The following is a 13,957-nucleotide window of genomic DNA, read 5'->3' on the forward strand; positions in this document are numbered from 1 at the left end:
CAATTTCCGAATAAACTATTGTCGCCTATTCATAAATCCCTCCGGCCGAACCTGACATGAACGGCCGGAGAAAATTCGGGCTTCTTAAGCGGCGATCACTTCCTGCACTTCCGGAACGAAATGGCGCAGCAGGTTCTGGACGCCGTGCTTCAGCGTTGCCGTCGAGGACGGGCAGCCGGAGCAGGAACCCTTCATGTTCAAATAGACTTTGCCGTCCTTGAAACCGCGGAAGGTGATGTCGCCGCCGTCCTGGGCAACGGCCGGGCGCACGCGGGTCTCCAGAAGTTCCTTGATGGTCAGCACGATCGATTCATCGCTCTCGTCGAAGAATTCTTCGTCGGCATCGGCATCTTCGGAGAGGATGGAGGCATCGCCCATGACGGGCTTGCCGGACATGAAATGCTCCATGATCGAGCCAAGGATAGCCGGCTTAAGATGCTGCCATTCGGCATTGTCCTTGGAGACGGAAATGAAGTCGTAACCGAAATAGACGCCGGTCACGCCGGGAATGTCGAACAGGCGAGCCGCAAGCGGCGAGGCCTGCGCCTCTTCAGCGCTGCGGAATTCGGCCGTACCGTTTTCCATCACCACCTTGCCCGGCAGGAATTTCTGCGTGGCGGGATTGGGTGTGGCTTCGGTCTGAATGAACATATGGATCTCCATGCGGGCGGGCCCATGACCTCGGCCGACTTTAGAATTCTTCAAAAGAAAATAAGCCCAATGCGGGCTCTAATCAAGAGACTTGTACTCAAGAAATGCTGGAACAGGATGATTTTAGGCCCGATCGGCGTAAAATCCGAATCCCGTTCCAATCTAAACAGTTAGAGCATGATGTCGTCCGAAAACCGCTCGCACTTTTCGGCAGCATGCCTCAGCAGAGGGCGTCGATCTCCTCGTTGGTCAGCGTATCCGGCAGCACGGTGACCGGGATCGGAAAGGCGGCGGCACGGCCGGCGACCGATGAAACCAGAGGCCCCGGGCCTTCCTTGGCCGAACCGGCAGCAAGAACCAGGATCGCCACATCGCGGTCTTCTTCGATCATGGCGTTGATCTGCTCGGCCGCGCTGCCCTCGCGGATGACGATCTCGGGCTCGATGCCGATCGTTTCGCGCACAATCTGGGCGATCTTGGCGACCACCGCCTCGGCTTCCTCGCGCGCCTCGGCCCGCATGATCTCCTCGACGCCCAGCCATTGCTGGAAATCGCCCTCAGGGATCACGTAGAGCAGCACGAGGCCGCCATTGGAATTCTTCGCGCGCCGGCCGGCATAATGAACGGCGCGCTGGCATTCGGGTGTACCGTCGATCACCGCCATGAATTTGCGGCGATGACCTTCGAGCCGTGAGAGTCGCTTCGATACCATGAGGCGGACTCTGACACCCGAAGCGAAAAAATTGCAAGCTCAGTTTTTGCTCCTCTTCCCTCAGCAGAGAGAAGAGGAGACGTGCCCTTAGTAGAGGAAGCCGATGACGTCGCGTACCTGCTTCATCGTCACTTCGGCGCGTTCCCTTGCGCGCTCTCCGCCCTTGCGCAGGATGGCGTCGATATGGCTGGTGTCGTCCATCAGCCGGCGCATCTCGCCGGTGATCGGCGCAAGCACATGGATCGCCAGATCGACCAGCGCAGGCTTGAAGACGGAGAACTGCTGCCCGCCGAATTCGGCAAGCACGTCCGCCTTCGACTTGTCGGCGAGGGCGGCATAGATCGCCACCAGATTATCCGCCTCGGGACGGCCCTGCAGCCCCTCGGTTTCGCTCGGCAAGCCGTCCGGATCGGTCTTCGCCTTGCGGATTTTCTTCGAGATCGCTTCCTCGTCGTCCATCAGATTGATGCGCGAGAGGTCGGAGGGGTCCGATTTCGACATTTTCTTGGTGCCGTCGCGCAACGACATGACGCGCGGCGCCGGTCCGCCGATCAGCGGCTCCACCATCGGGAAATAGGCATGCACCGGCTCATCGCCGACGGTGATGTCGACGCCGTAACCGGTCTTTCGAATATGCTCGGCATAATCGAGGTTGAATTTCATCGCGATGTCGCGGGCGAGCTCGAGATGCTGCTTCTGGTCCTCGCCGACCGGCACGTGGGTGGCGCGATAGACGAGGATGTCGGCGGCCATCAGGCTCGGATAGGCATAGAGGCCGAGCGAGGCCTGCTCGCGGTCCTTGCCCGCCTTGTCCTTGAACTGCGTCATGCGGTTCATCCAGCCGATGCGGGCGACACAGTTGAAGATCCAGGCGAGCTCGGCATGCTGCGGCACGGCCGACTGATTGAAGACGATATGTTTTTCCGGATCGATGCCGGCGGCGATGAAGGCGGCCGTGATCGAGCGCGTCTGGCTCGGCATGTCCTCGTGGACAAGCTGAGCGGTGAGCGCATGCATGTCGACGACGCAGTAGATGCAGTCGTTGCCTTCCTGCAGCGCCACGAACCGGCGGATCGCGCCGAGATAATTGCCGAGATGCAGATTGCCGGTCGGCTGCACGCCGGAGAATACGAGTTTCTTGAATTCGCTCATGTCGTCCTCAATAGGCTGGTGGAGGGCCCACAGCTTTCGTTTTGCTGCACGGCAGCAGGGCTTTCGCCCATGTTGCTAACGCCGCGGCTTATGCACGGGCAGCCCGTCGCAATCAAGGGGTTCAGCCTGCGGCATGCTGGATCAGGTCGAAGCTGTTGCCATAGGGATCCGCAAAGACCGCCACCGTGCCGTAAACCTCATGCCTGGGCTCTTCCAGAAAACGCACTCCGGCGGCAAGCATGGCGGCATGATCACGGGCGAAATCGTCGGTCTTCAGGAAGAAGCCTACGCGGCCGCCCGTCTGATTGCCGATCGCCGCCCGCTGCGCATCGCTTGCCGCCTGCGCCAGCAGAAAGGCGGCGCCATCCCCGCCCTTCGGCTTCACCACCACCCAGCGCTTCCCCTCCGGCTGCGCTTCGTCCTGAAGGCAATCGAACCCGAGGGCATCGCAATAGAAGGCCTTGGCGCTGTTGTAATCGTCGACGACGAGAGTGACGAGGAAAAGCGACTGGATCGTCATGTGATCTCCTGGATTTGGACATTTATTCCATTTCGAGGCGGTTGAACCCCAGATTTTAAGCCAAATTGATCATTTGGTTTAGCTATAATTGAGTATAAAATTTCACAGAAAAGCTTTTATTGAACTGAAAATCCCCGGGGCGCTCGTTTGGCGGCTCGCCGGCCGCCGTGCCAACCGCTCGGAGGGACCATGCAGAACGCCAGTTTGCTCGTCATGGCAGGCCTTTTCGCCCTACAATCAGCAACCAATGTGCTCGGTCAAGACGCCAAAAGGCATGCCGTTCATCTTCCCAGACATGAGGCGCGTCTCGCCTATGCGGTCCAGACCGTCAGCGTTCGCGCCGGCTGTTTTCCCACACGCTTGAGGGCGATCCTGTCCCATATCGCGGCAAAGACGGGCCGCCGCCCGATCGTCACCTCCGGCCACCGGCCGCATCCGCGTCGCCACGGCTCCCTGCATGGAAAATGCCTGGCGGCCGATATCAGGGTTCCCGGCCTCTCCGAGCGCACCATCATTGCCGCCGCAAGAAGCGCGCCCGGCATCGGCGGCATCGGCAGCTATTGCAACGGCATCATTCACGTCGACGTCGGCCCGCAGAGGCGATGGGTTCACTGCTAAAGCATGTCGCGCAAAAGTGTGCCGCGGTTTTGCGATAACGACATGCGCGAAAGGGAAAAACTAAAGCGCGAGCAGCGAATCTGAAAGATCGCGTCGCGTTTTAGCCATCCTTCGCCGGCGCCGGCTTGCGGTTCAGATTGCGGCGGATCATGCCGAGATCGGCGCCGCCGATCAGGAAGGCGGCGGCGAAATAGATCAGCATGCTGATCGCAATCAGCAGCCCGAGCGTGCCGATCTTGGTCAGAAGCGGCGCGCCGGAAGCCAGCCAGGGTGCGAAATATTGTTTGAGGAAGACGATGGCCGCACCCATTACCGCAGCGGCGATGACGAGCAGCGCGGCGCGCTTGGCCAGCGCCCATTCCCATGTCAGATGGCCGCGGCGCAGAAGCGTGGTGAACAGCAGCACGGTGCTGATCCAGCCGGCGGTGGCTTCGGCGACGGCAATGCCGGGTGCGCCCATATAGGGGAAGAGGGTGAGCGCGGTCGCGCAGTTGGTCGCAACCGCAATCGCCGAGAAGCGCATCGGCGTCTTGGTGTCCTCGCGGGCATAGAAGCCGGGCTGCAGCGCTTTGATCAGCACGAAGGCGGGCAGGCCGATGCCGTAGATCGCCAGGATCGCGCCGACGACGGCGGTGTTTTCCTGATGGAAGGCGCCGCGTTCGTAAAGCACGCGGATGATCTCGTCGGAGAGGATCCAGAGCGCGAATGCGGCGGGGATCGTCAGGAACAGCACGAATTCGATCGAGCGGTTCTGCAGGTTCGCCGCTTCGCGCAGCGCGCCGCCCTTCAGCGCCCGGGCAAGCTCCGGCAGCAGCACCACGCCGACGGCGACGCCGACGACACCGAGCGGCAGCTGGTAGATGCGGTCGGCATATTGCAGTGCTGCGATCGCGCCGTCGCGCGAGGAGGCGATCGCCTGGCCGATCAGCTGGTTGATCTGGGTGATGCCGCCGGTGACGGCGGCCGGTACGGCGAGGATCAGCAGCCGCTTGACGTTCGGCGTCATCTTCGGGAAGCGGAAGCCGATGCTCATGCCGGCCGCAAGCACGCCGACATAGACGACGGCAAGCTGCAGCACGCCGGCGGCAAGAACGCCCCAGGAGAGATACCAGGCGGTCGCCAGCGGATCGGCGCCGGTATAAAGCGCATAAAACAGCGCCCCGATCATCACCACGTTCAAGAAGACGGGAGCGATGGCGGCGGCGAAGAAATGATGCAGCGAATTCAGCATGCCGCTCATCATCGCCGTCAGCGACATGCACATGAGATAGGGAAACATCACGGCCGCCATGCGGATCGTGATCGAGAATTTCTCAGGGTCGTCGGCGAAACCCGGCGCGATGACGAAGCGCACCAAGAGCGGCATGCAGAGCTCCATCACGATGGTGATGAGCAGCAGCACCGAAAAGAGCACGCCGAAGACTTCTTCGGAAAAGCGCTTGGCCCCATCCGTGCCGTTCGCCTCGATCTCCTTGGCAAAGAGCGGCACGAAGGCGGCATTGAAGGCGCCCTCGGCAAACAGCCGGCGAAAGAGGTTCGGAAAACGGAAGGCGGCGTAGAAGACGTCCGCCATCGGCCCGGTGCCGAGTGCTGCCGCCATCAGCGTTTCACGGGCGAAGCCGAAGATGCGGCTGCCGAGGGTTGCGCCGCCGACGGTCGCGAATTTCTTGACGAGGCTCATGCTTGGGGGCTCATGCGGGAGAACCGGCTTTCTTGTCGGTGGGGGTCGATGTCCGGGCGGTGGCGGCCGGTGCGATGATACCGGAGGGCATGCGCTCGCGCAGTTCGTCCTCCTCCTCGGCCATGACGGCCTTCATCCGGGCGGTGATGTTGGCGCGCTTGCTGTCGCCTGAAATCTTCTGGCCGACCAGATCGGTGACGTAGAAGGTGTCGATCACCTTCTCGCCGAAGGTGGTGATGCGGGCCGACTGGATGTCGAGCGACAGATCGGAGAGCACGGCGGTGATCTCCGAGAGCAGCCCCGGCCGGTCGAGGCATTCGACCTCGATGACGGTGAACTTGTTCGACAGGCTGTTGGTGATGTTGACCGACGGCGGAATGACGAAGGCCTTGCTTTTCTTGCGGTTGCGCGTGCGTGTGGCGATGACCTCGGGCAGGCGCTTGCGGCCGGACAGCACATCCTCGATCATCCGCCCGATCGTCGCCGCGCGGCGCAGCTCGTCGGCATCGTCGGGGAATTCGCGGCTGACATGGATCGTGTCGAGCGCGCGCCCGTCCGATGTCGTGAAGATCTGCGCATCCACGATGTTGGCGCCGGCCGCCGCACAGGCCCCGGCGATGACGGCGAGTAGCCGCGGATGGTCGGGCGACAGCACGGTGATCTCGGTGATCGCGTGGAAACTGTCGGTCCGCACCGTGGTGGCGAGCGCCTGACCCGATTTGTCGGCCTGGCGGATGAAATGGGCGTGGCGGACCTGGTCCTCCAGCGGCACGGAGAGCAGGTAGGGCTGGTAGTGCAGCTTGGTATAGGTGTTGCGGTCCTTCTGGCTCCACTCGGCAAGTGCCGCGCGCAGCGCGTCGGCCGCCGCATTGGCCCGCTCCTTGCGGGAGACTTCCGAAAAGCCGCCAGCGAGCAGCAGCTCGGTTTCGTAGTAGAGCGTGCGCAGAAGCTGGCCCTTCCAGCCGTTCCACACGCCGGGCCCGACGGCGCGGATATCGCAGATCGTCAGGATCAAGAGCATTTTCAGCCGGTCGAGCGATTGCACGCGGTCGGCGAAATCCGTGATCGTCTTGCGGTCGGTCAGGTCGCGGGTCTGCGCCACCATCGACATCGTCAGATGTTCCTCGATCAGCCAGACGACGATTTCCGTCTGCTTCTGCGACAGGCCGAAGCGGGCGCAGAGCTTGCGGGCGACGCGGGCGCCGGCGATCGAATGATCCTCCAGCCGGCCCTTGGCGATATCGTGGAGGAGAACGGCGACATAAAGCGCCTCGCGGTCCTCGATATTGGGCATCAGCTTGTTGGCGAGCGGATGCAGATCCTCGGACCGAGCCCCGTCGATCTCGGAGAGAACCTCGACGGTGCGGATCAGATGTTCGTCGACCGTATAGTGGTGATACATGTTGAACTGCATCATCGCGACGATCTTGCCGAATTCGGGGATGAAGCGGCCGAGCACGCCGGCCTCGTTCATGCGTCGCAGGATGAGCGCCGGATCGCGCTTCGACGTCAGGATCGACATGAAGAGCCGGTTCGCCTCGTCGTTTTCCCGGAGCTTGTTGTCGATCAGGGCCAGCGACCGGGTGACGCGCTTCAGCGCATCCGGATGGAATTCCAGCCCGTTGATGTCGGCGACGTGGAAGAGCCGGATGATGCTGATCGGATCGCGCTTGAAGACCTCGGCATCGGCCAGCGCGATGCGGCCGCGGTCTTCGACGAATTCGACGCTGCCGGCGATCTTGCGGGTGCGATGGGTGAAGCGGCTGATGACGCCGGTGAGGCCCGGAATCGATTTCGCCTGCTGGTCTTCCAGCGCGGCGCAGAGGATGCGGGTCAGATCGCCGACATCCTTGGCGACGAGGAAATAGTGCTTCATGAACCGCTCGACCGCCGAAAGGCCGGGACGGGTGTGGTAGCCGAAGGCTTCGGCGATCTCGCGCTGGATGTCGAAGGACAGGCGCTCCTCGGCCTTGCCGGTGAGGAAATGCATATGGCAGCGCACGGCCCAGAGAAAATCGTCGGCTTTCTCAAGCAGCCTGTATTCGTGCTTCGACAGCACGCCGAGCTTGACCAGCTCCGCCTGGTCGCGCACGTGGTAATAATATTTCGAGATCCAGAACAGCGTGTGCAGGTCGCGAAGCCCGCCCTTGCCTTCCTTGACGTTCGGCTCGACGAGATAGCGCGTGTCGCCTGCCTTGCGGTGACGTTCGTCGCGCTCGGCAAGCTTCGCGGCAATGAACTCGGGCCCGGTGCCGGTGACGATTTCCTTGTCGAAGCGGGTCTCCAGCTCCGTTTCCAGCCGCTGCAGACCGCAGATGTAGCGCATCTCCAGAATCGCGGTACGGATCGTCATGTCGGACTTCGAAAGCGCGATGCATTCATCCACCGTGCGGGTGGCATGGCCGACCTTGAAACCCATGTCCCAGAGCACGTAGAGCATGAACTCGACCGCCTTGTGCGTCTCTTCCGCCGGCCGCGGCAGAAAAAGAAACAGTAGGTCGATATCGGAGCCCGGCGCCAGCGTGTCGCGGCCGTAGCCGCCGACGGCGGTAACCGCGAACTTGTCCCGCTGCTGCGGAAAGACATGGGTGGTGGCGAAATTGTAGAGGACGGTGATGATCTGGTCCTGCAGCCAGGAAAGCCGGTAGGCGCAATTGAGCCCGCCGCCGTCGGCCATAAGGGCGGCGCGGGCCTTCTGCCGGCCTTCCGCGCTCGCCTTCTTCAGCGCGGCGAGAAGATCGGTGCGCATGACGTCCGGCCGGTTGCGATTGGCTTCGGCGACGGCATCGCACTGCTTCTGCAGGAGTTCGGTGTCGAGGATCTGGGAGAAATCGAGGTCGCGCATCGCTGTCACAGGGGCGGTTTCCTGTTCATTCCGGGCTGCCGGTTCAGGGCTTTCCGCTTGTTTCGTTTGCATGCGCTATAGCCTCTTTGCCCGGTGAATGACACGGGCCTTGATACTGCATGAACCTTTAAATTTGGCGAAATGGTGTTGCCATGCTGCGATGCGGGACGCTTTGACGCAAGAAGCGGGCGCTCGCCATAAGCCTCAAGCGGCGGCCTGCGCCTGCAGCGCGTACAGCACCTGCCGGGTTTCGCTCAGGATCTCCTCGAGCGTCTGCTTGTCGCATTCGCGGTAGCCTGCCAGCGCGATCGAGGTCGCGAGCTCCGAGATTATAGCGCAGGAGAGCGTGATTTTCAGCAGTCCGATCGGCGATGTCCAGCCGCGCGTATTGCGGTCCCTGTCGGCGCGCCGCATCGTGTCGAGCATGGAGCAGATGAGCGAGAGGCGCTGCGTTTCGCGAACCAGCTTCTCCATGAACATGGGCGCGCTCCTATTTCAGCTTCTTCTTGAGATCGTAAAGCGCATCCAGCGCGTCACGCGGCGTCATGTCGTCAAGGCTCATCGCCTTCAGCGTCTCCTCGACCTTGGACGGGCCGCGCACCGTTTCCTCGCGGCGCACCGCCACCTGGAAGAGCGGCAGGTCGTCGATCAGCTGGCTGGCCGGGTTTTTGCGGTCGGCGTCCTCGAGACGGGTCAGCACGTCGCGGGCGCGCGCCACCACCGAGGCCGGAAGCCCGGCAAGCCGGGCGACCTGAATGCCGTAGGAGCGATCGGCTGCACCCGGCCCGACCTCGTGCAGGAAGATGACGTCGCCGTCCCATTCCTTGACGCGCATCGTGGCGTTCGATAGCCGGCCAAGCTTTTCCGAAAGCACCGTCAGCTCGTGGAAATGCGTGGCGAAGAGGCCGCGGCAGCGATTGGCCTCGTGCAGATGCTCGACGGCGGCCCAGGCGATCGAAAGACCGTCGAACGTGGCGGTGCCGCGGCCGATTTCGTCGAGGATGACGAGGGAGCGGTCGCTCGCCTGGTTGAGGATCGCCGCCGTTTCCACCATCTCGACCATGAAGGTCGAGCGTCCGCGCGCCAGGTCGTCCGATGCGCCGACGCGCGAGAAAAGCCGGTCGACGACGCCGATATGGGCTGATGTCGCGGGCACGAAGGAACCCATCTGCGCCAGGATCGCGATCAGCGCATTCTGGCGCAGGAAGGTCGATTTACCGCCCATGTTGGGGCCGGTCAGCAGCCAGATGGCGCCGTCCTTGTCGCCACCCTTCGGCGAGAGATCGCAATGATTGGCGACGAAGGGGCCGCCCGCCTGCCGACGCAGCGCCTGCTCGACGACAGGGTGGCGGCCGCCCTCGATCGCAAACATCTTCGAGCCGTCGACCTGCGGCCGGCAATAGGCTTGCTCTTCGGCGAGAAGCGCGAGACCGGCTGCGACATCGATGACGGCGAGCGCCCGCGCGCCTGATTTGATCGCCTCGGCTTCCGCAACGACGGCTGCCGTCATCCTGTCGAAGGCTTCGAGCTCGATTGCCAGCGCCCGGTCGGCGGCGTTGGCGATGCGGCTTTCAAGATCGGCAAGCTCGGTGGTGGTGAAGCGCATGGCGCTCGCCATCGTCTGGCGGTGGATGAAGCGGGCTTTCGCCTCCGCCGTATCCGTCATCGGCCCGGCATTGCCGGCGGTGACCTCGATGAAATAGCCGAGGATGTTGTTGTGCTTGATCTTCAGCGACCTTATGCCGGTTTCCTCGGCATATTGCAGTTGCAGGCCGGCAATGACACGGCGCGACTGGTCGCGCAGCGCCCGGACCTCGTCGAGCTCGGCGTTGGCGCCATCGCGCAGGAAGCCGCCGTCGCGCTTCAGCAGCGGCAATTCGTCCGCGAGCGTCTCGGTGAGCAGCGTTTCGAGCGCCGCCGGAAGGGCCTGCAGCCCGGCGAGCGCCTCGCCGAGTTCTTCGGGCAGCATCGCCTTGCCGAGCATCTCCGCAATTCCGGCCGCCGCTCCGAGGCCCTGGCGGACCGCCGAGAGATCGCGCGGGCCGCCGCGGTCGAGCGCCAGCCGGGAGAGCGCCCGCGGCATATCAGGCACATGTTTCAGCGTGTCGCGCAGATTGCCGCAGAGCGAAGGTTCGTCGATCAGAAAGCCGATCGAATCGAGCCGGGCATTGATGCGGGCTGGATCGGTGAGCGGCGACATCAGCCGCTCGGCGAGAAGCCGCGCGCCGCCACCGGTGACGGTCCGGTCGATTGCTTTCAGGAGCGAGCCGTTGCGATCGCCGGAAAGCGTGCGGGCAAGCTCCAGATTGGCGCGGGTGGCGGGGTCGATGAAGAGCGTCGAAGCCGCACTCTCGCGCTCCGGCTTGCCGAGCGGCGGCCGCTCGGCGATCTGCGTCTTCTCGACATAGGCGACGGCAGCCGCCGCCGCCGCAAGCTCGGCGCGCGAGAAGGTGCCGAAGCCGTCGAGCGTGGCGACGCCGAAGTAACGGGCGATCCGGCCCTCGGCGCTGGCGCTGTCGAAAAGTACCGCCGGCTGCGGCACGGCGGTGCGGCCGAGCACGTCGAAGACCGCCTTGAGTTCGGGATCGTGGAAGATCGTGTCGGGCAGGATCAATTCGCGCGGATCGATGCGCAGGATATCGGCAAGCAGGCGCGAGGCTTCCGTCTCGGCCAGCCGGAAGACGCCGGTCGAAATATCGATCCAGGCGAGCGCCAGCGCCGGTTCGGCGCCGCCGCGAATGCGGGCGAGCGCCATCAGATAGTTGGATTCCGAGGGCGAAAGCAGCTTTTCCTCGGTGATCGTGCCCGGCGTGACCAGGCGGACGACATCGCGCTTGACCACCGATTTCGCGCCGCGTTTCTTGGCTTCGGCCGGATCCTCGATCTGCTCGCAGACAGCGACACGGAAACCGAGCGCAATCAGCTTCTGCAGATAATCGTCGGCGGCATGCACCGGCACGCCGCACATCGGGATATCCTGGCCCATATGCTGGCCGCGCTTCGTCAGCGTGATGCCGAGCGCGCGGGCGGCTTCCAGCGCGTCCTCGAAGAACAGCTCGTAAAAGTCGCCCATGCGATAGAAGAGAAGCGAATCCGGATTGTTCGCCTTGATCTCTATATATTGCTCCATCATCGGCGTGGCCGAGGCGCGGCTTTCCGCCGTAGCTAGCTCGGCAGCCGAAAAGGCTTCATTCCCGGTATCTATTCGTGCGTTCACGGAGGTGCAGTTTTTCCCAAAAAAACAGGTGCCAACCCTATCCGCGCGCCGCTATAGATGACAACAGCATTTGAGGAAGAGCGAAGCGTCGCCCACAGGACGTTGGAGGATATATGCCCGATATCGATAAGAAGGACCGGCCGGTGACCTCGGTGACCGACCAGGAGGCGCTCGAATTTCACGCCATGGGCCGCCCCGGCAAACTCGAGATCAACCCGACCAAGCCGATGGCGACGCAGCGCGACCTCTCGCTTGCCTATTCGCCGGGTGTCGCGGTGCCCGTCAAGGCGATCGCCGCCGATCCGCAGACGGCCTACGACTATACTGCCCGCGGCAACATGGTCGCCGTCATTTCCAACGGCACGGCCATTCTCGGCCTCGGCAATCTGGGCGCTCTCGCCTCGAAGCCCGTCATGGAAGGCAAGTCGGTGCTGTTCAAGCGCTTTGCCGACGTCGATTCCATCGACCTCGAGATCGATACCGAAAATGTCGACGAGTTCATCAATTGCGTGCGCTTCCTCGGCCCGTCCTTCGGCGGCATCAATCTGGAGGACATCAAGGCGCCAGACTGCTTCGTCATCGAAAGCCGGCTGCGCGAGCTGATGGATATTCCGGTCTTCCATGACGACCAGCATGGAACCGCGATCATCGCCGCTGCCGGCCTGATCAATGCGCTGGAGCTGACCGGCCGCGACCTGAAGACGACGAAGCTCGTCTGCAACGGCGCGGGCGCGGCGGCCATCGCCTGCGTCGAGCTCATCAAGGCAATGGGTTTTGCGCCTGACAACATCATCCTCTGCGACACCAAGGGCGTCATCTACCAGGGCCGCACCGAGGGCATGAACCAGTGGAAATCGGCGCATGCGGCAAAGACCGACGCGCGCACGCTGGAAGACGCGATGAAGGGCGCGGACGTCATTTTCGGCCTCTCGCAGAAGGGCGCCTTCTCGGCCAAGATGATCCGCTCGATGGCGGATCGGCCGATCATCTTCGCCATGGCCAATCCCGATCCCGAAATCACCCCGGAAGAAGTGGCCCGCATCCGCGACGACGCCATCATGGCAACCGGCCGCTCGGACTATCCGAACCAGGTCAACAACGTCCTCGGCTTTCCCTATATCTTCCGCGGCGCGCTCGACGTGCGCGCATCGACCATCAACGACGAAATGAAGATCGCAGCCGTCAAGGCGCTGGCCAATCTTGCCCGCGAGGACGTGCCGGATGACGTCGTTGCCGCCTACCAGGGCAACCGGCCGCGTTTCGGGGCGCAATATATCATCCCCGTTCCCTTCGACCCGCGGCTGATCTCGGCGATCCCCGTCGCGGTGGCGCAGGCAGCGATCGAGACCGGCGTCGCCCGCAAGGTCATCACCGACATGGCCGGTTATGCCCGCGAGCTTTCGGCCCGCCGCGATCCGATCGCTTCGACGCTCGCCAGCCTCTATGAGCGCGTGCGCCGCCGCCCGAAGCGGATCGTCTTTGCCGAAGCCGAGGAGGAGCAGGTCCTGCGGGCAGCACTTTCCTACGCCAACCAGCAGCTCGGCACCGCCATCCTGCTCGGCCGCGAAGACCTGATCCGGGCAACGGCCGAACGCGCCGGCATCGATCTCAACCGGCCGGGCCTGGAGATCGTCAATGCGCGTATCTCCACCCGCGTCGAGGCCTATATCGATTATCTCTATGCGAGGCTGCAGCGGCACGGCTATCTCCACCGCGATGCCCAGCGCCTGATCCACAACGACCGCAACCACTTCGCCGCCACCATGGTGGCGTTGGGTGACGCCGATGGCATGGTCACGGGCATCACCCGCAACTATTCCACCGCGCTCGAGGATGTGCGCCGCTGCATCGACGAGAAGCCCGGCCATCGCGTCATCGGCGTGTCGCTGGCGCTCTGCCGCGGCCGCACGGTCTTCGTCGCCGATACGGCGGTGCATGACATGCCGACGGCCGAGCAGCTTGCCGATATCGCCGAAGAGGCCGCCGGTCTCGCCCGCCGCATGGGCTATCAGCCGCGTGTCGCCATGCTTGCCTATTCCACCTTCGGCCATCCCTCGGGCGAACGCTCCGAGCGGGTGCGCGAGGCGGTGAAGATCCTCGACAAGCGCCGCGTCGATTTCGAATATGACGGCGAGATGGCGGCCGATGTCGCACTGAACCGCAAGGTGATGGAGCAATATCCCTTCTGCCGCCTGTCCGGTCCCGCCAACGTCCTCGTCATGCCGGCTTTCCACTCGGCCTCGATCTCGACGAAGATGCTGCAGGAGCTCGGCGGCTCCACGGTGATCGGCCCGATTCTCGTCGGCCTCGACAAGGCGGTGCAGATCACCTCGATGGGCGCCAAGGACAGCGACATCGTCAACATGGCGGCGATCGCCGCCTACGGGGCGGGTTCGTAAACTCGCTCTGCCTCCCATTCGAGAGGGCATTTAGCGCCCGGCCGACAAGCACGTCGGCCGGGCGCTTTTTTGTGGCTTACTCGCCGAGGATATGGTTGAAAGGCTCCATCCGATAAGTCATACTTTTGATACAATGCGCGCGGCATAAAATTGATATTTCAT

General features: G+C 63.2%; 10 protein-coding genes. 2 read left to right on the plus strand and 8 right to left on the minus strand.

The window, feature by feature from the left end; genetic code table 11:
• Positions 1-84 precede the first annotated feature (84 nt).
• From CO670_RS16740 to CO670_RS16755, 4 genes are all read right to left on the minus strand, one after another.
• The gene (locus CO670_RS16740; RefSeq protein ID WP_088676962.1) at positions 85-651 is read right to left on the minus strand and encodes a NifU family protein; all 567 of its coding nucleotides are present in this window, start codon (positions 649-651) and stop codon (positions 85-87) included.
• Positions 652-871: 220 nt separating this feature from the next.
• The gene (locus CO670_RS16745; protein WP_097591272.1) at positions 872-1,363 is read right to left on the minus strand and encodes a universal stress protein; all 492 of its coding nucleotides are present in this window, start codon (positions 1,361-1,363) and stop codon (positions 872-874) included.
• Positions 1,364-1,450: 87 nt separating this feature from the next.
• Complete coding sequence (gene trpS / locus CO670_RS16750; RefSeq protein ID WP_097591273.1) at positions 1,451-2,515, minus strand: tryptophan--tRNA ligase; 1,065 nt, start codon at positions 2,513-2,515, stop codon at positions 1,451-1,453.
• 121 nt (positions 2,516-2,636) lie between these two features.
• Positions 2,637-3,035, minus strand: coding sequence for a VOC family protein (locus tag CO670_RS16755; RefSeq protein ID WP_097591274.1), 399 nt, complete (start codon positions 3,033-3,035; stop codon positions 2,637-2,639).
• 189 nt (positions 3,036-3,224) lie between these two features.
• Between CO670_RS16755 and CO670_RS16760 the strand changes: the two genes are divergently transcribed.
• Positions 3,225-3,653, plus strand: a complete 429-nt coding sequence (locus CO670_RS16760) for a D-Ala-D-Ala carboxypeptidase family metallohydrolase (protein ID WP_097591275.1) — start codon at positions 3,225-3,227, stop codon at positions 3,651-3,653.
• A gap of 100 nt (positions 3,654-3,753) precedes the next feature.
• Here CO670_RS16760 and murJ read toward each other — a convergent pair whose 3' ends face one another.
• From murJ to mutS, 4 genes are all read right to left on the minus strand, one after another.
• Positions 3,754-5,334 carry a murein biosynthesis integral membrane protein MurJ gene (gene murJ / locus CO670_RS16765; protein WP_097591276.1) on the minus strand — a complete coding sequence of 527 codons (1,581 nt, stop codon included), beginning with the start codon at positions 5,332-5,334 and terminating at the stop codon, positions 3,754-3,756.
• A gap of 10 nt (positions 5,335-5,344) precedes the next feature.
• Positions 5,345-8,251: a [protein-PII] uridylyltransferase gene (locus CO670_RS16770; protein WP_097591277.1), complete on the minus strand. Its 2,907-nt coding sequence runs from the start codon at positions 8,249-8,251 to the stop codon at positions 5,345-5,347.
• Between the two features lie 132 nt (positions 8,252-8,383).
• On the minus strand, positions 8,384-8,659 hold the full coding sequence (locus CO670_RS16775) for a hypothetical protein (RefSeq protein WP_097591278.1): 276 nt from the start codon (positions 8,657-8,659) through the stop codon (positions 8,384-8,386).
• Positions 8,660-8,669: 10 nt separating this feature from the next.
• Entirely contained in the window at positions 8,670-11,396 is a 2,727-nt protein-coding gene (gene mutS, locus CO670_RS16780; RefSeq protein WP_097591279.1) for a DNA mismatch repair protein MutS, read from the minus strand.
• Between the two features lie 113 nt (positions 11,397-11,509).
• On the opposite strand from mutS, the gene CO670_RS16785 reads away from it, so the two are divergent.
• Complete coding sequence (locus tag CO670_RS16785; RefSeq protein WP_097591280.1) at positions 11,510-13,795, plus strand: NADP-dependent malic enzyme; 2,286 nt, start codon at positions 11,510-11,512, stop codon at positions 13,793-13,795.
• The last annotated feature ends 162 nt before the right edge of the window (positions 13,796-13,957 follow it).

The sequence above is a fragment of the Rhizobium sp. J15 genome (assembly GCF_002531825.1).
Classification (GTDB): Bacteria; Pseudomonadota; Alphaproteobacteria; order Rhizobiales; family Rhizobiaceae; genus Rhizobium.